17 protein-coding genes and 1 tRNA gene are annotated in these 19451 nt (G+C 66.5%); 14 read left to right on the top strand and 4 right to left on the bottom strand.

Going from position 1 to position 19451, the window contains the following annotated elements; translation table 11 throughout:
* Positions 1-106: 106 nt before the first annotated feature.
* Genes AB8K43_RS10065 through AB8K43_RS10055 form a run of 3 tightly spaced genes read right to left on the bottom strand, consistent with a single transcriptional unit; the run spans position 107 to position 2943 of the window.
* Positions 107-1150, bottom strand: a complete 1044-nt coding sequence (locus tag AB8K43_RS10065) for an adenosine deaminase (protein WP_370893983.1) — start codon at positions 1148-1150, stop codon at positions 107-109.
* Entirely contained in the window at positions 1147-1644 is a 498-nt protein-coding gene (locus AB8K43_RS10060; protein ID WP_370893921.1) for a DUF5709 domain-containing protein, read from the bottom strand. The genes AB8K43_RS10065 and AB8K43_RS10060 overlap by 4 nt, the downstream gene beginning before the upstream one ends.
* Before the next feature lie 15 nt (positions 1645-1659).
* Positions 1660-2943 (bottom strand): aminotransferase, encoded by a 1284-nt coding sequence (locus AB8K43_RS10055; protein WP_370893919.1) that lies wholly within the window; start codon positions 2941-2943, stop codon positions 1660-1662.
* 206 nt (positions 2944-3149) lie between these two features.
* Between AB8K43_RS10055 and AB8K43_RS10050 the strand changes: the two genes are divergently transcribed.
* From AB8K43_RS10050 to AB8K43_RS10010, 9 genes are all read left to right on the top strand, one after another.
* Positions 3150-3222 (top strand) — tRNA-Trp (locus AB8K43_RS10050).
* Positions 3223-3291: 69 nt separating this feature from the next.
* Entirely contained in the window at positions 3292-3552 is a 261-nt protein-coding gene (gene secE, locus AB8K43_RS10045) for a preprotein translocase subunit SecE (RefSeq protein ID WP_370893917.1), read from the top strand.
* Between the two features lie 103 nt (positions 3553-3655).
* Complete coding sequence (nusG, locus tag AB8K43_RS10040) at positions 3656-4450, top strand: transcription termination/antitermination protein NusG (protein ID WP_370893915.1); 795 nt, start codon at positions 3656-3658, stop codon at positions 4448-4450.
* A 97-nt stretch (positions 4451-4547) separates the two neighbouring features.
* The gene (gene rplK, locus AB8K43_RS10035; RefSeq protein WP_370893913.1) at positions 4548-4982 is read left to right on the top strand and encodes a 50S ribosomal protein L11; all 435 of its coding nucleotides are present in this window, start codon (positions 4548-4550) and stop codon (positions 4980-4982) included.
* 79 nt (positions 4983-5061) lie between these two features.
* Complete coding sequence (gene rplA / locus AB8K43_RS10030; protein ID WP_370893911.1) at positions 5062-5775, top strand: 50S ribosomal protein L1; 714 nt, start codon at positions 5062-5064, stop codon at positions 5773-5775.
* Between the two features lie 194 nt (positions 5776-5969).
* Complete coding sequence (locus tag AB8K43_RS10025; protein ID WP_370893909.1) at positions 5970-6749, top strand: hypothetical protein; 780 nt, start codon at positions 5970-5972, stop codon at positions 6747-6749.
* A gap of 347 nt (positions 6750-7096) precedes the next feature.
* Complete coding sequence (gene rplJ, locus AB8K43_RS10020; protein WP_370893907.1) at positions 7097-7633, top strand: 50S ribosomal protein L10; 537 nt, start codon at positions 7097-7099, stop codon at positions 7631-7633.
* Between the two features lie 75 nt (positions 7634-7708).
* A complete protein-coding gene (rplL, locus tag AB8K43_RS10015) occupies positions 7709-8101 on the top strand; it encodes a 50S ribosomal protein L7/L12 (RefSeq protein WP_370893905.1) in 393 nt (130 codons plus the stop codon).
* Positions 8102-8272: 171 nt separating this feature from the next.
* Positions 8273-8566 carry a 2TM domain-containing protein gene (locus AB8K43_RS10010; RefSeq protein ID WP_370893903.1) on the top strand — a complete coding sequence of 98 codons (294 nt, stop codon included), beginning with the start codon at positions 8273-8275 and terminating at the stop codon, positions 8564-8566.
* A gap of 55 nt (positions 8567-8621) precedes the next feature.
* Here AB8K43_RS10010 and AB8K43_RS10005 read toward each other — a convergent pair whose 3' ends face one another.
* Positions 8622-9857, bottom strand: coding sequence for a phosphatidylserine/phosphatidylglycerophosphate/cardiolipin synthase family protein (locus AB8K43_RS10005; RefSeq protein ID WP_370893901.1), 1236 nt, complete (start codon positions 9855-9857; stop codon positions 8622-8624).
* 341 nt (positions 9858-10198) lie between these two features.
* On the opposite strand from AB8K43_RS10005, the gene rpoB reads away from it, so the two are divergent.
* The 5 genes from rpoB (at position 10199) to rpsG (ending at position 19444) form a co-directional block, all read left to right on the top strand.
* Complete coding sequence (gene rpoB, locus AB8K43_RS10000; RefSeq protein ID WP_370893899.1) at positions 10199-13681, top strand: DNA-directed RNA polymerase subunit beta; 3483 nt, start codon at positions 10199-10201, stop codon at positions 13679-13681.
* 97 nt (positions 13682-13778) lie between these two features.
* Positions 13779-17663 (top strand): DNA-directed RNA polymerase subunit beta', encoded by a 3885-nt coding sequence (locus AB8K43_RS09995; RefSeq protein ID WP_370893897.1) that lies wholly within the window; start codon positions 13779-13781, stop codon positions 17661-17663.
* 236 nt (positions 17664-17899) lie between these two features.
* Positions 17900-18175: an HU family DNA-binding protein gene (locus AB8K43_RS09990; RefSeq protein ID WP_370893895.1), complete on the top strand. Its 276-nt coding sequence runs from the start codon at positions 17900-17902 to the stop codon at positions 18173-18175.
* Positions 18176-18599: 424 nt separating this feature from the next.
* Complete coding sequence (gene rpsL / locus AB8K43_RS09985; RefSeq protein ID WP_370893893.1) at positions 18600-18974, top strand: 30S ribosomal protein S12; 375 nt, start codon at positions 18600-18602, stop codon at positions 18972-18974.
* Positions 18974-19444 carry a 30S ribosomal protein S7 gene (rpsG, locus tag AB8K43_RS09980; protein WP_370893891.1) on the top strand — a complete coding sequence of 157 codons (471 nt, stop codon included), beginning with the start codon at positions 18974-18976 and terminating at the stop codon, positions 19442-19444. The genes rpsL and rpsG overlap by 1 nt, the downstream gene beginning before the upstream one ends.
* Positions 19445-19451 lie beyond the last annotated feature (7 nt).

Raw genomic sequence — 19451 nt, 5'->3', positions numbered from 1 at the left:
GAGGGTTTAGTCACAGCATGTTGAGGGGGCGCTGGAGGGGCGTGGCCCGCATCACACCTTGGCAGAAGGGCGCCGCGATGGGGAGGGGTCGGGGCGAACTTTTTCGCTAGCTCTGAAGCCACGCGTCGATATCGGCGAGGGCCGCTTCGCGCACCTCGGTTGGGGCCAGGCTGGCTCGGAACGACCCTCGGGCGAGGTCTGCGAGAGCGTCGTCGTCTAGGCCATGCACCTCGCGTGCGGTGCGGTACTGGTCGGTGAGACGCGACCCGAAGAGAAGGGGGTCATCGGCGCCGAGCGCGATCGTCGCGCCGGCCTCGATGAGGCGTCGCAGCGGGACCTCTTCGTCATCTCGGTAGACGCCGAGCGAGACATTGCTGCCGGGGCAGACCTCGAGCGCGACCCCTTCGGCCACCACCCGGTCGAGGACTCGCGGGTCCTCGACGCTGCGGACTCCGTGTCCGAGTCGATCCGGTGCCAAGGCGTCGAGGGTGGTGTCGATCGCGGTCGGCCCGAGGAGTTCGCCGGCGTGGGGCATCAGCGCGAGCCCGGCGCGGCGGGCGATGTCGAAGGCGGGGGCGAAGTCCTCGGTGACGCCTCGGCGCTCGTCATTTGACAGGCCAAAGCCGATCACCTCGCCGGCCCGGTCGCCGGCGTGATGGGACGCGAGGCGAGCGAGGGTCCTCGCCTCCAGGGGGTGCCGCACACGGCTCGCCGCGACGATGATCCCGACCTGCGCAGCACCGGTCGTCGCGGCGTCATAGGACACCGATCGCGCCTCATCCAAGATGATTTCGAGGGCCGGGGTGATCCCTCCGACGAAGGGGGCGTAACTCGTCGGGTCGACCTGCAACTCGAGCCAGCGCGACCCTTCCGCGCCGTCATCGGTGGCCGCTTCCCGCACGATGCGACGCAGGTCCGCTTCCCCGCGCACGCAATGTCGGGCGGCGTCATAGAGCCGCTGGAAGCGAAACCAGCCCCGCTCGTCGGCGGCCGACAGGGTGGGTGGGTAGGCGTCCAGGAGCGCATCGGGCAGGCGCGTTCTGCGGGCCGCGGCCATCTCGCGGACGGTCTCGACCCGCATCGAGCCGGTGAAGTGGAGGTGGAGGTGTGCCTTCGGCAGGGCCTCCAGCGAGCGGTGCGACTCGCTCAGCGCACGTCCTCTTCGTCGATCACATGCATGGCCGCCTCTTCGGCAGACGCAGCGCCTCCGTCGATGCCGACGTCACGGCCCCACGGCTCCGCGTCGTGGTCCTCGTGGACGCCCTCGTCGGGTGCGACGAGCCGACCCGCGCGACGCGAGCCGACCTCGCGGTCCTGTACGTCATCCCAGTCGTCGTCGCGGCCTTCGACCTGATCGTCCTCGGCGGCCTCTTCGCTGTCGTCGATCTCGGGGCTCGGAGCGCCATAGGCCGAACTCGGGTCCGGCTCCTCCTGCCTGATCCGCTGCTCGATCGACTCGCCCTGACGCTGCTCGGCCGCGGTCGTTCCGAAACCGACGCTGGCGTGGGGTCGGTCGGCCGGTGAGTAGCCGGTATCGAGGACATCGGCAGTGAGGTCGCCGTCGAGGGTGTCCTCGGGCTGCAACTGGTCGTCGTCGTCCAGGCTGTACCCGGTCAACTCGGTGTCGAGATTCTCCTGACCCATGGGTGTTCCTCTCACTTAAAGGTGTTCGGCGGCGGCGAGGCGCACGCAGGTTGCGACCGCCTCCATCGCGTCGGTGACATCCGCCAGGTCGGGGAAGGTCGGCGCGATGCGGATATTACGGTCGTCGGGGTCATCGCCGTGCGGGTAGGACGAGCCGGCGGGGGTGAGCGCCACCCCGGCCTCCTTCGCCAGTTCGACCACGCGCGAGGCGGTGCCGTCGAGGACATCGAGGCTGACGAAGTAGCCGCCGACCGGCTCGGTCCACCTCGCGATGCCGAGACCGCCAAGGCGCTCTTGCAGCACGCGGAGCACTTCGGCGAACTTGGGGGCGATGATCTCGCGATGCTTGGCCATGTGCGCGCGCACTCCGTCGGCGGAGCCGAAGAACTCCAGGTGGCGCAGGTGGTTGACCTTGTCCGGACCAATCGAGCCCATCGCGGTGTGGCCGAGCCACCACTCAATCTGGTCGATCGACGACGCCAGGAAGGCGACGCCCGCGCCGGCGAAGGTGATCTTGGAGGTGGAGGCGAAGACGAACGCCCGATCCGGATGCCCCGCGGACGAGCAGAGCGCAAGGATGTCGGCGCTCTTGGTCTCGACCTCGGTGAGGTGGTGCAGGGCGTAGGCGTTATCCCAGAAGATCTTGAAGTCCGGCGCTGCCGTCTCCATGGCGGCGAGTCGAGCCGCGACCTCTTGGGTGATGGTCTGCCCGGTGGGGTTGGCGTACGTCGGGACGGCCCACATGCCCTTCACGCTCGGGTCCTCCGCAGCGACCTGTGCGCAGGCCTCGACGTCCGGGCCGTCGTCGGTCATGGGGACGGTCACCATCTCGATCCCGAAGGAGGCGAGCATCGAAAAGTGCCGGTCGTAGCCCGGGACGGGACAGATGAAGCGGATGGTCTCCTCTTCGCCCCAGGGACGCGGCGAGTCGATCGCACCGTGCAGCAGCAGGTAGACGAGGGTGTCGCGCATCATCGTCAGCGAGGAGTTGCCACCGGCGATCACCTGGGCCGTGTCGACACCCAGCAACTCACCGAAGATCTCCCGGAGTTCCTTCAGCCCCTCGAGGCCCCCGTAGTTGCGCACATCGACGCCGCTCGGGCTGGTGTGGCCGGTCGGTAGCCGCAGCAACTCCTCGGACAGATCGAGTTGCTCGGCGGCGGGCTTGCCACGGGTGAGGTCGAAGGTCAGCCCCTTCGCCTTCAGGTCGGCGTACTCCTCGCGGGCCTGCGCGGCGAAGGCGGCGAGCTCGTCGGGGGAGCGTTCGGTCAAGGCGGCTGCGTTGGCGTTGGTGGACACCCCCACATCGTGTCATCGTTGCGAGTCGGTGCGAAGGGGTGGCCGGTACCCGAAGGGGGACCGCGCGTCGTCGGTTTCGCGTCGCCCAGGCACCTGGCGTATGCTTTCACCTCGGTTGATTCTCGGCCACCATCCCGGCGTGCCCGGGTGCCAGTGGACGGGGTCGGCCGAATCGGATCGGATCGGCACCCCTGCCCCCGATTCGAAGGGCAGTGGCTCAATTGGTAGAGCACCGGTCTCCAAAACCGGCGGTTGGGGGTTCGAGTCCCTCCTGCCCTGCGCGAGATATAAGGACATCCGTCCTGATCAGCAGGTGACGTCACCGGCGACTGAAGAGAGAAGAACCCTATGACCCAGCTCGGCGCGCAGGCGACGAACGCCCGTCGTGGCGAGCCGAAGGGCAAGAACCCGATCACCCGGTTCTTTGGGTCGATCGCCCTCTTCGTCAGCCAGGTGCTCGATGAGTTGCGCAAGGTCGTGCGGCCGACGCGCTCGGACTTGCTCAACTACACCCTCGTGGTGATCGTCTTCGTCGTGGTGATGATGCTCTTCATCACGGGACTCGACTACGTGTTCACCAGGCTGGTCTTGTGGGTGTTCGGCAGCTAGAGCCGTATCCGGCGCGCGTGACCGCGGGCCAAGGGAAAGAAGCGGGCCCCCTTCGCCAGGCAAGGGAGCGCGACGATCAAAGACGAAGGAAGTTTCTAAGGTGATGTCCGAGCAGACCAGCCCCGAGGTTGATGAGACCGTCGAGGTCGACGTCGACGCCACCTCCGAAGACGTCACGATCGACGCCATCGCCGAGGAAGACCCCACCGCGACCGAAGAGGTCGTGACCGAGGAGGTCGTCACCGAGGACGCCGCGGGCGACGCTGTTGACGAGGACCCGGTGCAGGCCTTCCGCGACGCGCTCGAGTCGAAGTACGGCGACTGGTACGTGATCCACAGCTACGCGGGATACGAGAACCGGGTCAAGCACAATCTCGAGACCCGCATCACGAACCTCAACATGGAGGACTACATCTTCGAGGTGGCCGTCACGATCGACGAGGTCACCGAGATCAAGAACGGTCAGAAGAAGACGCGCAAGCAGCCGCGGATGCCCGGCTACGTGCTCGTGCGCATGGAGCTCACGGACGAGTCCTGGGGCGCGGTGCGCCACACTCCGGGGGTCACCGGCTTCGTCGGTAACGCGATCGGCAACACCCATCAGCCGGTGCCGCTCACGATCGATGAGGTCTTTACGATGCTCAAGCCCGCGGACCTCGAAAAGCAGGCCGCCGGCGCCGCCGCGACCGAGGCCGCTGCCACGAAGACCGCCACCGACGGTGGCCAGATCGAGTTCGAAATCGGCGAGTCGGTCACCGTCATGGACGGTCCCTTCGAGACCATGCCGGCGACGATCTCCGAGATCATCCCCGAGAGCCAGAAGTTGAAGGTTCTCGTCTCCATCTTCGGCCGGGAGACCCCGGTCGAGCTGTCCTACAGCCAGGTCGCGAAGATCTGATCCGTCGGGCAGCACCCCCTTCGCCGGTACTGGCGTAGGGCTGCAACCGGGTCATCGCCCTTAGGCGTGGGCCCAGATTCACCAAAGGAAAAAAGTTATGCCTCCCAAGAAGAAGGTCTCCGGCTTCATCAAGCTGCAGATCCAGGCCGGTGCGGCCACCCCCGCGCCGCCGGTCGGTCCGGCCCTCGGTCAGCACGGCGTCAACATCATGGAGTTCGTCAAGGCGTACAACGCTGCGACCGAAAACCAGCGTGGCAACGTCATCCCGGTCGAGATCACCGTCTACGAAGACCGCTCCTTCACCTTCATCACCAAGACCCCGCCGGCTGCCGAGCTGATCAAGAAGGCCGCGGGCGTGCAGAAGGGTTCCGGCGAGCCGCACAAGACCAAGGTCGCCTCGCTGACCGCGGACCAGCTGCGCGAGATCGCCGAGCAGAAGATGCCGGACTTGAACGCCAACGACGTCGACGCCGCGATGAAGATCATCGCCGGCACGGCCCGTCAGATGGGGATCGAGACCCCGAAGCTCTGACGAGCTTCGCCTCGTGGGAGGGCCAGCGCTTGGCCCGCACCACACCTCCAGCACCACCTCTTTGTTTAGGAGTAGCACCATGAAGCGCAGCAAGAACTACCGGTCCGCGGCCGAGAACATCGACCGCGACGCCCTCTACGCCCCGCTCGAGGCGGTCCAGCTCGCTAAGGCGGGCGCGAAGGCGAAGTACGACGAGACCGTTGAGGTCGTCTTCCGTCTCGGGATCGACCCGCGTAAGGCCGACCAGATGGTCCGCGGCACCGTGAACCTGCCAAACGGCACCGGCAAGACCGCCCGCGTCCTCGTGATCGCCGGTGGCGACAAGGCCGAGGCCGCCCGTGAGGCTGGCGCCGACTATGTCGGCTCCGACGACCTGATCGAGAAGATCCAGGGCGGTTGGCTCGACTTCGACGCGGTCGTTGCGACCCCGGACATGATGGGCAAGGTCGGTCGTCTCGGTAAGGTCCTCGGCCCGCGTGGTCTGATGCCGAACCCGAAGACCGGCACCGTCACGATGGACACCGCCAAGGCGGTCACCGACATCAAGGGCGGCAAGATCGAGTTCCGCAACGACAAGCACGGCAACCTCCACTTCATCATCGGCAAGGTGTCCTTCGATGACGCCAAGCTGGTCGAGAACTACGGGGCGGCGCTGGAGGAGATCCTGCGTCTGAAGCCGTCGGCGTCCAAGGGCCGTTACCTGCTGAAGGGCAGCATGAGCACCACCATGGGCCCGGGCATCCCGCTCGACACCACCCGCACCCGCGACCTCATGGAGGCCGCCTCCGAGTGACCCTCGGTCGCTGCTCGCTAGAGCGCGAGTGATCAAGGCCCCGACCGGTTCGCCGGTCGGGGCCTTGATCGTTGTCCGCGGGCGATCCCGGCGGGCGGGGATGGAGTTCACAGCCGGGGCGGGTACGGTAACCGCAGCCGAGTGCGCCGATACGGGCGGCGCGCCGACCACCTACATGCCAGGAGTCTTCGCACATGAAGCGCATTTTGACCGCTGTCGTCGCGTCTGCGGCCCTTACCCTCACCGCGTGCGGCGGGGGCTCATCGGACTCGGGTTCCGGCTCGAATGACTCGGCCACCACGCAGGGAGCGTCCGTCAAGGTTGGGGACACCATCTCGGCCAAGGAGCTGGGAGGGAAGACGAGTGCGGCCGCGAGCAAGGCGGTGACCGCCAACGTCAAGACCACCTCCGGCGACGCCCCCGTCGAGGGCGTCGTGAACTTCGGCGACACCCCGTCGTTCAAGATGGAGGTCGACGAGCAGGGAAACAAGATCGAGATGATCTACGTCGACAAGGTCCTCTACCTCGGCGGGGACAGCCTGGCCTCGTCGCTCAACGGTAAGAAGTTCGCCAAGATCGACCCCAACGGGACCGACCCGATGAGCCAGATGATGGCCCCGATGATGCAGGTCCTCGACCTGGCGGCGCAGCCCGCGCAGATGCTCGAGGCCGTCGATGGGCTCGAAGCCAAGGTCGTCGCGGTCGACGGGGACACCGTCACCTACGAGACGGCCATCACCGCGGAGCAGGCGAAGCAGATTGCCGAGAAGCTCCTCGGCGGATCGGACCTGCCGAACAACGCCGCGAACGCCGAGGCGATGACCGTGACCCAGGTCGTCGGCAAGGACGACCTGCTGCAAAGCGTGAAGACGGTCTCCGGTCAGCAGACCACCGAGTTCGCGTACAGCGACTGGGGGAGCGCCCCGAAGATCTCGGCCCCGCCGGCGTCCGAGGTCGGCAGTCTTTCCATGTGACCTCACAGCAGTCCCGGTAAAGAAGGGGGAGGAGCCGCGCGCTTCTCCCCCTTCTGCCATCTTCTCGTCCGTCTCGGGTCCAGCCCCGATTTGGGCGAAGGGGGTCTTCCCGACTACTGTGACTCCTTGACCGATGACCGCCGGTTGCCGGACGACCCACCTGGGCCGCCCAGCCGAAGGTCCCGCACTTGATCAAGCGGGCGACCAGCGCAGGCTACGAAGCACGACACCCATCGTCACGTTGGTGGCGATCAGGATGACTGCGCCCCGTGCCCTGCGCCGGGGCGTTCTTTTTTGAGCCGGGCTCCTTCGACCGTCGGTCGTGACCGACGAGAAAGGAGGCCCGCATGGCCAAGGCTGACAAAGCCGCCGCCATTGCCGAGCTCGCGGACAAGTTCCGTGGCTCCAGCGCGGCCGTTCTCACGGAGTACCGCGGCCTGACCGTGGCGCAGCTCGCCGAGTTGCGGACCAACCTCCGTGGCAACGCTACCTACTCCGTGGTGAAGAACACGCTGACCGACCTAGCGGCCAAGGAGGCGGGCCTGGAGTCCGCGTTCGAGGGCCAGCTGACCGGTCCCAACGCCATCGCCTTCGTTGAGGGCGACCCGGTCGAGGCGGCCAAGGGCCTGCGGAACTTCGCCAAGGAGCACCCCCTCCTCGTGATCAAGGGCGGCATCCTCGATGGCAAGCCCCTGACCGCTGCGGAGATCGACAAGCTCGCGCAGCTCGAGTCCCGTGAGGTTCTGCTCGCCAAGCTGGCCGGCGCCATGAAGGCCCAGCTCAGCCAGGCGGTCTACCTCTTCGCGGCTCCGCTCGCGCAAACCGCACGCGTCGTCGACGCGCTGCGCGCCAAGGTCGAGGCCGAGGGCAGCGACGAGAGCTGAGTTCCTCAGCTCACCACACCACCAGATGCGCCGCGCCCGCGGCTTAAGCAGTAAACGTTAGAAAGGACGCCCATCATGGCGAAGCTCAGCACCGACGAGCTCCTTGAGGCCTTCAAGGAGATGACCCTGATCGAGCTCTCGGAGTTCGTCAAGCAGTTCGAGGAGACCTTCGAGGTCACCGCCGCCGCCCCGGTTGCCGTTACGGCTGCCGGTGCCCCGGCCGCTGGTGGCGGCGACGCCGCCGCCGAGGAGGAGAAGGACGAGTTCGACGTCATCCTCGCCTCCGTTGGCGACAAGAAGATCCAGGTCATCAAGGAGGTCCGCGCGCTGACCTCCCTCGGCCTGAAGGAAGCCAAGGACCTCGTGGACGGCGCCCCCAAGCCGATCCTCGAGAAGGTCGACAAGGCTGCTGCCGACAAGGCGAAGGAAGCCCTCGAGGGCGCCGGCGCCACCGTCGAGCTCAAGTGATCCCGGCCCCGATAGGGGCTTAGTTGATCCGCGAAGGGCGGACCGCACCGTGATCGGTGCGGTCCGCCCTTCGCTTTGTTTTCACGTCCCCCGACGGGGGGACACCCGAGGCGGGTCGGATTCGGGCAGGATGGGCCGCGACAGGCCACGCCACGTCCAGGGGAGAACTTCATGAACCAGCCAGCCGGTACCAGCGACGAGCTTCGCGCTCGGGCGATCGACAACCTCGAGGCCAAGCGGGCCTTTTATATCCACCTGGGGTGGTACGCGCTGCTCAACATCGCGTTCTGGGTGCTCTGGTTCACCTCGAGCGATCGCGGCGAGGCCGGTGTCCCGTGGCCCGCGTGGGTCACCTTCGGGTGGGGGGTCGGCCTCGTCGCCCACGCCGTGAACACCTTCGGCCCGGGCAGTTCCCCGAGCGAGTCCAAGATCCAGGCCGAGATGCGCAAGCTCGAGGGTCGCTAACCGAGACCCGGCCCCTTCTCTCTGGCACCGCGGGGGGAAGGGGGAGGCGCGATGCCTAGAGGAGCGGGCGCCAGGGGGAGAGGAGTCCCTCGGTGACCCGGGCGATCAAGGGGCGCCCGAGCCATTCGGCGAGCGTCAACTCGGTGCAGTTGCCGGAATCGACGCTAAAGATCGTCTCCATGTGTGCCGCGACCTCGGGGTCGAGAATCTCCAGGTTCAATTCAAAGTTCCCAGCGAGGCTCAGCCGGTCGATATTGGCGGTGCCGACCGTCGACCAGCGTCCGTCGATGGTCCCCGTCTTTGCGTGGACCATCGCGCCCTCGTAGCGGAAGAGGCGCACGCCTCCACGGAGCAGGCGCTCATAGCGGCTCCGGCTCAGCCAGTCAGCGACGACGTGGTTGGAGTAGCGCGGGACGATGATCCGCACGTCGACTCCTCGGCGCACCGCGTCGAGGAGCACCCGCACGATGGCGTCGTCGGGGATGAGGTACGCCTGGGTGAGGTAGATCCGCTCCTCGGCGCGATCCATCGCCTCCAGATACATATTGCGGATCGGGAAGACGAGGTCGACCGGGGTGTTCCGGTGGACCCAGACATTGCGGCTCCAGGTGCGTGGGGCCGGCTGGGTGAGTCGCGCCTGGCCGCGAGGAACGCGAATATTCCAGTAATCGACGAAGGCGTTGACGAGCTCGACGACCATGTCTCCGGTGAAGCGGGCGTGGGTATCGCGCCAGCGTGTGGCGTAGAGCGTGCCGATGTTGTAGCCCCCGACATAGGCGGCGCGATCGTCGATGACGAGCAGTTTGCGGTGATTGCGCCCGCTATGGCGCGGGTGGAGGAACTTCCACCCACCGGAGACGATCGGGTGCCGTTTGACGTGAATCCCGGGGGGTAGATCGGCGTAGAAGGCTCGGCGCACGACGAGGTTCGCGAACTGGTCAAAGGCGATGTAGACCTCGACGCCGCGCTGGTGCGCGCGGACTAAGGCGTCCTTGAACTCCTGGCCGACACGATCCCCCTTCCAGATGAAGGTCTCGAAGAAGATCCGCTCGCTCGCCCCGTCGATATCGGCCAGCATGTCCCGATAGAGGTCCTCGCCGTAGGTGTAGACCCGCATATCCCCATCGCCGAGGGAGAGGGTTCGCGGTGTCGTGCGGGGGAACTCATATTCGGGTCGATCGCGCTTGCGCAGACTGTCAAAGGCCATCAGCCCTGCGACCGTAACCGCCTGCGCGGCAAGGGTGCCCAGCGCGGCGCGGCGGGCCGTGCGGCGCGCGGTGTGGAAGGGCATAAAGAGCACTCTAGGGTGCCCACCGACGCAGGCGAAGGGGGAGCGCGGCGCGCCACGCGGGCCCGTCGCCTTGACTCACCGGCATCTCGTGCCTCATCCTCATTGCGTCGATACCGGCCCAGGGCTTCGCTGGACAGCGGAGGCGGCCGTGACCACCGGTCAAGCCGAGCGCTTGACCGGGCTGGACAGTCATGCACTTTTGTACTACGCTGACGCTTTGCGCTGTCCTTGCCCTCTCCCCGCCTTCCACCGTCACGCGTTGTCGTGCCGTCGTGGCGGCCCGGGTCGTCGGTCCGGGCAGCGACGGATCATCTCTTTACGGCCCGTGGAAGGACCCCTCCTTGGCTGCCTCGCGCACCGCATCACCGATGTCCACCGCACAGACGGCATCCGGCCGTCTGTCCTTCGCGAAGATTCGCGAACCCCTCGAGGTCCCCGACCTCTTGGCATTGCAGACCGAGAGCTTTGACTGGCTGCTCGGTAACGAGCGCTGGCAAAAGCGCGTGGCCGAGGCCCAGGCGGCCGGCCGCAACGACGTGCCGGAGCGTTCCGGCCTGGAGGAGATCTTCGAAGAGATCTCCCCGATCGAAGACTTCTCCGGCTCGATGTCGCTGTCCTTCCGGGAGAGCCGCTTCGAGGAGCCGAAGTACTCGATCGAAGACGCTAAGGAGCGCGACCAGACGTACTCGGCGCCCCTCTTCGTCACCGCGGAGTTCATGAACGCCGAGACCGGCGAGATCAAGAGCCAGACGGTCTTCATGGGCGACTTCCCGCTGATGACCGAGCGCGGCACCTTCATCATCAACGGCACCGAGCGCGTCGTTGTCTCCCAGCTCGTCCGCAGCCCCGGCGTCTACTTCGAAAAGTCGCCGGACAAGACCTCGGACAAGGACATCTACTCGGCGAAGATCATCCCGAGCCGTGGAGCCTGGCTGGAGTTCGAGATCGACAAGCGCGACATGGTCGGCGTGCGCGTGGACCGCAAGCGCAAGCAGTCGGTCACCGTGCTGCTGAAGGCGCTCGGGATGACCGAGGCGGAGATCCGTGAGGAGTTCGGCCAGTACGAGTCGATGAACCTCACCCTCGAAAAGGACACGATCGAGAACCAGGACTCGGCGCTGCTTGACCTCTACCGCAAGCTCCGTCCGGGCGAGCCGCCGACCCGCGAGGCGGCCCAGAACCTCCTGGACAACCTCTACTTCAACCCCAAGCGCTACGACCTCGCGAAGGTCGGCCGCTACAAGATGGGCCGCAAGCTCGGCGTCGACGTCGACCTCACCGACTCGGTGCTGACCCTCGACGACATCGTCGCGACCCTGAAGTACCTCGTCGCGCTCCACGCCGAAGAGGAGACCCTCCCGGGGACCCGCGGCGGCGAGGCCGTCGACGTGGTCGTCGAGACCGATGACATCGACCACTTCGGTAACCGTCGTCTGCGCAGCGTCGGCGAGCTCATCCAAAACCAGGTCCGCACGGGCCTGTCCCGGATGGAGCGCGTCGTTCGCGAGCGGATGACGACCCAGGACGTCGAGGCGATCACCCCGCAGACCCTGATCAACATCCGCCCCGTGGTGGCCTCGATCAAGGAGTTCTTCGGGACCAGCCAGCTGTCCCAGTTCATGGACCAGAACAACCCCCTCGCCGGCCTGACGCACAAGCGTCGTCTGTCGGCGCTTGGCCCCGGCGGTATCTCCCGCGACCGGGCCCAGATGGAGGTTCGTGACGTCCACCCGTCGCACTACGGGCGCATGTGCCCGATCGAGACGCCGGAAGGCCCGAACATCGGCCTCATCGGTTCGCTTGCGAGCTACGGGCGGATCAACTCCTTCGGGTTCATCGAGACCCCGTACCGCCTGGTCAACGACGGTGTCGTCACCGACGAGATCGTTTACGTGAGCGCGGACGAAGAGGACAAGCACATCATCGCCCAGGCCAACGCCGAGATCGGCGAGGACGGCCGGTTCGTCAGCGAGCGCGTGCTCGCCCGGACCAAGGGCGGCGAGGTCGACTACATCCCCGGCGATGAGGTCGACTACATGGACGTCTCGCCGCGCCAGATGGTCTCGGCCGCGACCGCGATGATCCCCTTCCTCGAGCACGATGACGCCAACCGTGCGCTCATGGGCGCCAACATGCAGCGTCAGGCGGTGCCGCTGGTGCGCGCCGAGGCCCCGCTCGTCGGGACCGGCATGGAGTACCGCGCGGCGCTCGACTCCGGTGATGTTGTGCGGGCCGAGAAGGCCGGCGTCGTCACCGAGGTCTCCGCAGACCTCGTGACCGTCGCGCAGGACGAGGGCGGCAACCGCACCTACAAGATCATGAAGTTCTCCCGGTCCAACCAGGGCAACTCCTACAACCAGCGCGTCATGGTCTCCGAAGGGGACCGCGTCGAGGCTGGTCAGTTGATCGCCGATGGTCCCGCGACCGACGGCGGCGAGATGGCTCTCGGGCGCAACCTGCTCGTGGCCTTCATGCCGTGGGAGGGCTACAACTACGAAGACGCGATCATCCTCTCCCAGCGTCTGGTGCAAGACGATGTCCTCTCCTCGATCCACATCGAGGAGCACGAGGTCGACGCTCGCGACACCAAGCTGGGTCCGGAGGAGATCACCCGGGACATCCCGAACGTCTCCGAAGATGTCCTCGCCGACCTGGACGAGCGCGGCATCATCCGCATCGGCGCCGAGGTCCGCGACGGCGACCTGCTCGTCGGCAAGGTCACGCCCAAGGGTGAGACCGAGCTGACCCCGGAGGAGCGCCTGCTGCGCGCGATCTTCGGTGAGAAGGCGCGCGAGGTGCGCGACACCTCGATGAAGGTCCCGCACGGCGAGACCGGCACGGTCATCGCGGTCAAGGTCTTCGACAAGGACGACGACGACGAGCTGCCCCCGGGCGTGAACCAGCTGGTGCGCGTCTACGTGGCCAACAAGCGCAAGATCACCGACGGTGACAAGCTCGCGGGCCGCCACGGCAACAAGGGCGTCATCTCCAAGATCCTCCCCGTCGAAGACATGCCCTTCCTCGAAGACGGCACCCCCGTCGACGTGGTGCTGAACCCACTCGGTGTCCCCGGTCGAATGAACATCGGCCAGATCCTCGAGCTGCACCTCGGGTGGGCTGCGAGCCGCGGCTGGGAGATCGAGGGTCAGCCCGAGTGGGCCGAGATGATCCCCGGCGATGCCCGCAGCGCCGGTCCGAACACCCGGGTCGCGAGCCCCGTCTTCGACGGTGCCCGCGAGGACGAGATCACGGGTCTGCTCGACTCGACCCGGCCCACCCGCGATGGGGTTCGCCTCGTCGATGGTTCCGGCAAGACCCAGCTCTTCGATGGCCGCTCCGGCGAGCCGTACCCCGACCCGGTCTCGGTCGGCTACATGTACATCTTGAAGCTGCACCACCTCGTGGACGACAAGATCCACGCCCGGAGCACCGGCCCGTACTCGATGATCACCCAGCAGCCGCTCGGTGGTAAGGCGCAGTTCGGTGGCCAGCGCTTCGGTGAGATGGAGGTGTGGGCCCTCGAGGCGTACGGCGCGAGCTACGCCCTTCAGGAGCTGCTCACGATCAAGTCCGACGATGTCAACGGCCGCGTGAAGGTCTACGAGGCCATCGTCAAGGGCGACAACATTCCCGAGCCCGGTATCCCCGAGTCGTTCAAGGTCCTGATCAAGGAGATGCAGTCCCTGTGTCTCAACGTCGAGGTCCTGAACTCCGAGGGTGGTGCCATCGAGATGCGCGACAGCGAAGACGACGTCTTCCGCGCCGCCGAAGAGCTCGGCATTGACCTGTCCCGGCGGGAGCCGAGCAGCGTCGAAGAGGTCTGACGGGTGAGCCGAAGGGGGAACCCCTTCCCCCTTCGGCACCCCCAAGATCACCGGTTCAGACCACACAAGTTTTGTAAGAGAGAGAAGGAAGCACCACGTGCTTGACGTCAACTTCTTCGACGAGCTGCGTATCGGCCTGGCCACCGCGGAGGACATCCGCAAGTGGAGCCATGGCGAGGTCAAGAAGCCCGAAACCATCAACTACCGCACCCTCAAGCCCGAGAAGGAGGGTCTGTTCTGCGAGCGCATCTTCGGCCCGACCCGGGACTGGGAGTGCGCCTGCGGTAAGTACAAGCGAGTCCGCTTCAAGGGCATCGTTTGTGAGCGCTGTGGCGTCGAGGTCACCCGCGCCGGTGTGCGTCGCGAGCGGATGGGCCACATCGAGCTCGCCGCCCCCGTCACCCACATCTGGTACTTCAAGGGTGTCCCGAGCCGCCTCGGCTACCTGCTCGACCTCGCCCCGAAGGACCTCGAGAAGGTCATCTACTTCGCGGCGTACATGATCACGCACGTCGACGAGGAGCAGCGGCACACCGACCTGCCCTCGCTCGAGGCGCAGATCGAGGTCGAGCGCAAGGAGCTCGAGACCAAGCGTGACGCCGATGTCGAGGCCCGCGCCAAGCGGCTCGAGCAGGACATCGCCGCGCTCGAGGCCGAGGGCGCTAAGGCCGACGCCAAGCGCAAGGTCCGCGACTCCGCCGAGCGTGAGATGAACCAGATCCGCAAGCGCGCGGATGCTCAGGTCGAGCGCCTCAACCAGGTCTGGGACCGCTTCAAGAACCTGAAGGTCCAAGACCTCGAGGGCGACGAGATCCTCTACCGCGAGATGCGTGACCGGTTCGGTCTGTACTTCGAAGGGGGCATGGGCGCCGCGGCGATCCAAAAGCGCCTGGAGACCTTCGACCTGCAGGCCGAGGCCGAGAAGCTGCGCGAGATCATCGCGACCGGCAAGGGTCAGAAGAAGACCCGTGCGCTGAAGCGCCTGAAGGTCGTCACGGCCTTCTTGACGACGGACAACAAGCCCGCGGGCATGGTCCTCGACGCGGTCCCGGTCATCCCGCCGGACCTGCGCCCGATGGTCCAGCTCGATGGTGGCCGCTTTGCCACCTCGGACTTGAACGACCTCTACCGCCGCGTCATCAACCGCAACAACCGCTTGAAGCGCCTGCTGGACCTCGGTGCGCCCGAGATCATCGTGAACAACGAAAAGCGGATGCTCCAGGAGGCCGTCGACAACCTCTTCGACAACGGCCGTCGCGGTCGTGCGGTGACCGGCCCCGGTAACCGCCCGCTGAAGTCCCTTTCGGACATGCTGAAGGGCAAGCAGGGTCGCTTCCGTCAGAACCTGCTCGGTAAGCGCGTCGACTACTCCGGCCGTTCGGTCATCGTCGTCGGCCCGCAGCTGAAGCTGCACCAGTGTGGTCTGCCGAAGGCCATGGCCCTGGAGCTGTTCAAGCCGTTCGTGATGAAGCGCCTGGTCGACCTCGACCACGCGCAGAACATCAAGTCGGCCAAGCGCATGGTCGAGCGTCAGCGTTCCGTCGTGTGGGATGTCCTCGAAGAGGTCATCACCGAGCACCCGGTGCTGCTGAACCGCGCGCCCACGCTGCACCGCCTCGGCATCCAGGCCTTCGAGCCGCAGCTGGTCGAGGGCAAGGCGATCCAGATTCACCCGCTCGTCTGCACCGCGTTCAACGCGGACTTCGACGGTGACCAGATGGCGGTGCACCTGCCGCTGTCCGCCGAGGCTCAGGCCGAGGCGCGGATCCTCATGCTCTCCAGCAACAACATCTTGAAGCCCGCCGACGGTCGCCCCGTGACCATGCCCACCCAGGACATGATCATCGGCCTGTTCCACCTGACCGCCGAGGTCGCTCAGGAAGGGGAGCAGCTGCGCTCCTTCTCCACCTCCAACGAGGCTCGGATGGCCTTCGACGCTGGCGAGATCAAGATCGGTACTCCGATCCGGGTCCGTCTGCACGATGTCGTGCCGCCGGCCGGGACCGAGCTGCCCGAGGGCACCGAGGTCCGTGAGGACGGCACCGTCGCGCAGTGGACGGCCGAGACGACCCTCGGGCGCGCCCTGTTCAACAAGGCGCTGCCGGGCGACTACCCCTTCGTCAACGAGCCCGTCGACCGCAAGCGCCTCTCGACGATCGTCAACGACCTCGCCGAGCGGTACACCAAGGTGCAGGTCGCGGCGTCCCTCGACGCGCTGAAGGAGGCCGGCTACTACTGGGCGTCCCGCTCGGGCACCACCGTGGCCGTCTCCGATGTCGTCACGCCGCCGCGCAAGGGCGAGATCCTCGAGGGCTACGAGGCCAAGGCCGAGAAGGTCCAGACCCAGTACGAGCGTGGTCTGATCACCGACGATGAGCGCCGTCAGGAGCTCATCGAGATCTGGACCCAGGCGACCAACGAGGTTGCCACGGAGATGCAGGAGCACTTCCCGCGGGAGAACCCCATCTACCGCATGGTGAGCTCCGGTGCGCGTGGTAACTGGTTCCAGTTGCGGCAGATCGCCGGTATGCGTGGCCTGATGGCCAACCCGAAGGGCGAGATCATTCCCCGACCGATCCGGACGAACTTCCGTGAGGGTCTGTCGGTGGTCGAGTTCTTCATCTCGACGCACGGTGCGCGTAAGGGTCTGGCGGACACCGCCCTTCGGACCGCGGACTCCGGATACCTCACCCGTCGTCTGGTCGATGTCTCGCAGGACGTCATCATTCGTGAGGACGACTGTGGCACCGACCGTGGTCTCACCATGGCGATCGCTCAGTACGACGAGCACACCGGCACCCGTCGGCTGCACGATGACGTCGAGTTCACCGCGTACGCCCGCTGTGTCGCGGCCGATGTCGTCGGCGAGGACGGGACCGTCCACGCCGAGGCTGGCTCCGACTTGGGTGACGTCGTCATCGCTCGCCTTTACGAGGCTGGCGTCGACGAGGTCAAGGTCCGCTCGGTCCTCACCTGTGAGTCGCGCGTCGGCACCTGCGCCAAGTGCTACGGCCGCTCGCTCGCGACCGGTCAGCTCGTCGACATCGGCGAGGCCGTCGGCATCATCGCGGCCCAGTCGATCGGTGAGCCGGGTACCCAGCTGACGATGCGGACCTTCCACACCGGTGGTGTGGCCGGTGACGACATCACCCAGGGTCTGCCGCGTGTCGTCGAGCTCTTCGAGGCCCGTACCCCGAAGGGTGTCGCGCCGATCGCTGAGGCCAATGGCGTCATCGAGATCGAGGAGAGCGACAAGGCTCGCCGCGTCCTGCTGAAGACCGACGACGGTGAAGAGCACGCCTACCCGGTCAGCAAGCGCTCGCGCCTGCTGGTCGCCGATGGCGAGCACGTCGAGGTCGGCACGCAGCTGATCCAGGGTGCGATCGACCCGAAGCAGGTCCTGCGGATCCTCGGCCCGCGCCAGGCGCAAAAGCACCTGGTCGACGAGGTGCAGCACGTCTACCGCCAGCAGGGTGTGTCGATCCACGACAAGCACATCGAGGTCATCGTGCGCCAGATGCTGCGCCGGATCACGATCCTGGAGTCGGGTGACACCAAGCTCCTCCCGGGCATGCTCGCCGAGCGGGCGCGTTTCGAAGAGGAGAACCGTCGCGTGGTCTCCGAAGGGGGCCGTCCGGCCGCCGGTCGTCCCGAGCTCATGGGCATCACCAAGGCCTCGCTCGCGACCGACTCGTGGCTCTCGGCCGCGTCCTTCCAGGAGACGACTCGCGTCCTCACCGAGGCGGCGATGGAAGGCAAGTCCGACCCGCTGCTCGGCCTGAAGGAAAACGTCATCCTCGGCAAGCTCATCCCGGCCGGCACGGGTCTGACCCGCTACCGCAACATCGCGGTGGAGCCGACCGAGGAGGCCAAGGCCGCGATGTACACGCTCCCGACCTACGACGAGCTCGACTACCCGGTCTTCGGGCCCGGCAGTGGCGAGGCGATCCGCCTCGACGACGCCGAGCTCGGCCTGGACTGATCGAGGCCCGTTAGCGGTCAATTGCCGAAGGGGGTCGGTGCCCAGAGATGGGCGCCGACCCCCTTCGTCATGCCCCGATATCGAGCGGTGGCACCCCTAGGAGGCCCCGGAGGGAGACCGTTCGGCGAAAACCCCGGTAATCCGGGGCAGACACGCCGGGTTTCGATGTGACTTGGACCGCGATCCGTGATGAAGTGGTCGAGGTTCACCCCCAGACACGAAGATGGAGTTCCTTTATGAACAAGTCCGAGCTTGCTTCCGCCATCGCGGAGCGCGCCGACGTTTCCGCCTCGACCGCTTCCGGTGTGCTCTCCGCGCTCCAGGAGGTCCTCTCCGAGCAGGTCGCCAAGGGCGAGAAGGTCACCGTTCCCGGCTTCTTCTCCCTCGAGCGCGTCGAGCGTTCCGAGCGCAAGGGCCGCAACCCGCAGACCGGCGCCGAGATGACCATCCCGGGCGGTTACGCCGCGAAGCTCACCGCTGGCAGCGCCCTGAAGGCCGCGGCCAAGGGCTGAGCACCGCTCACGCCAGTTGACGAAGGGGGCCGCGCACTAAGCGCGGCCCCCTTCGTCATGCGCGGATCGGAATCTTGGGCAGAGAAGGAGCGTTGAGAAGAGGGTGAGCCGCGAGGCTGCTCGCTCCTCGATTTGTTGCCTGCGTACCCGCGCGAGTATCGTGGTCCGCTGTGTGTGGTGCACGCTGATTAGGCGCTGTGCCACGGAAGAGGCTCCGAGTACTTTGGGGCCGCACCTCTCGCCGGGCACCTCATCGCCCTTCTCATCGATTATCACCCGATGGGATCGTCATGGGGAGTGCAGGGGAGAGCACCGCGTGTCGGACCTTCAGGGATGAAGGATCGCAGGCGGCATCCAAGGAGCACGGCCAGGGCGAGACGCCACGGCCGAGCAGACAACATTTCGACCAAATGGAGACAACAGGTTGCCTACCATCAACCAGCTGGTGCGCAAGGGCCGGCAGGACAAGACCACCAAGGTCGCAACTCCTGCCCTGAAGGGCTCTCCGCAGCGCCGCGGCGTGTGCACGCGCGTGTACACGACCACCCCGAAGAAGCCGAACTCCGCGCTGCGCAAGGTCGCGCGCGTCAAGCTGACCTCCCAGATCGAGGTCACCGCCTACATCCCCGGTGAGGGCCACAACCTCCAGGAGCACTCGATCGTGCTCGTGCGTGGCGGTCGTGTGAAGGACCTCCCGGGTGTTCGCTACAAGATCGTGCGTGGCTCGCTCGACACCCAGGGTGTCAAGAACCGCAAGCAGGCCCGCAGCCGCTACGGCGCCAAGAAGGAGAAGAAGTAATGCCTCGCAAGGGCCCCGCTCCGAAGCGCCCCCTCGTCATTGACCCGGTCTACCAGTCCCCGCTGGTGACCCAGTTGGTCAACAAGATCCTCCTCGATGGCAAGAAGTCGATCGCCGAGTCGATCGTCTACGACGCCCTCGAAGGCTGCCGCCAGAAGACCGGCACCGACCCCGTGGCCACCTTGAAGCGCGCGCTGGACAACGTCCGCCCGTCGCTCGAGGTCAAGTCCCGCCGCGTCGGTGGCGCGACCTACCAGGTCCCGGTCGAGGTCAAGCCGGGCCGCGCGACGACCCTGTCGCTGCGCTGGCTCGTCGGCTACGCCCGTCAGCGTCGTGAGAAGACGATGACCGAGCGCCTGATGAACGAGATCCTCGACGCGAGCAACGGCCTTGGCGCCGCGGTCAAGCGTCGCGAGGACACCCACAAGATGGCCGAGTCCAACAAGGCCTTCGCGCACTACCGCTGGTAAATCCAGC

Origin of the sequence: Janibacter sp. GXQ6167, from assembly GCF_041365945.1 — a bacterium.
Lineage (GTDB): Bacteria > Actinomycetota > Actinomycetes > Actinomycetales > Dermatophilaceae > JBGFSK01.
Note: the sequence above shows the minus strand (reverse complement) of the source record. Positions and strands in the feature narration are given on the sequence as shown.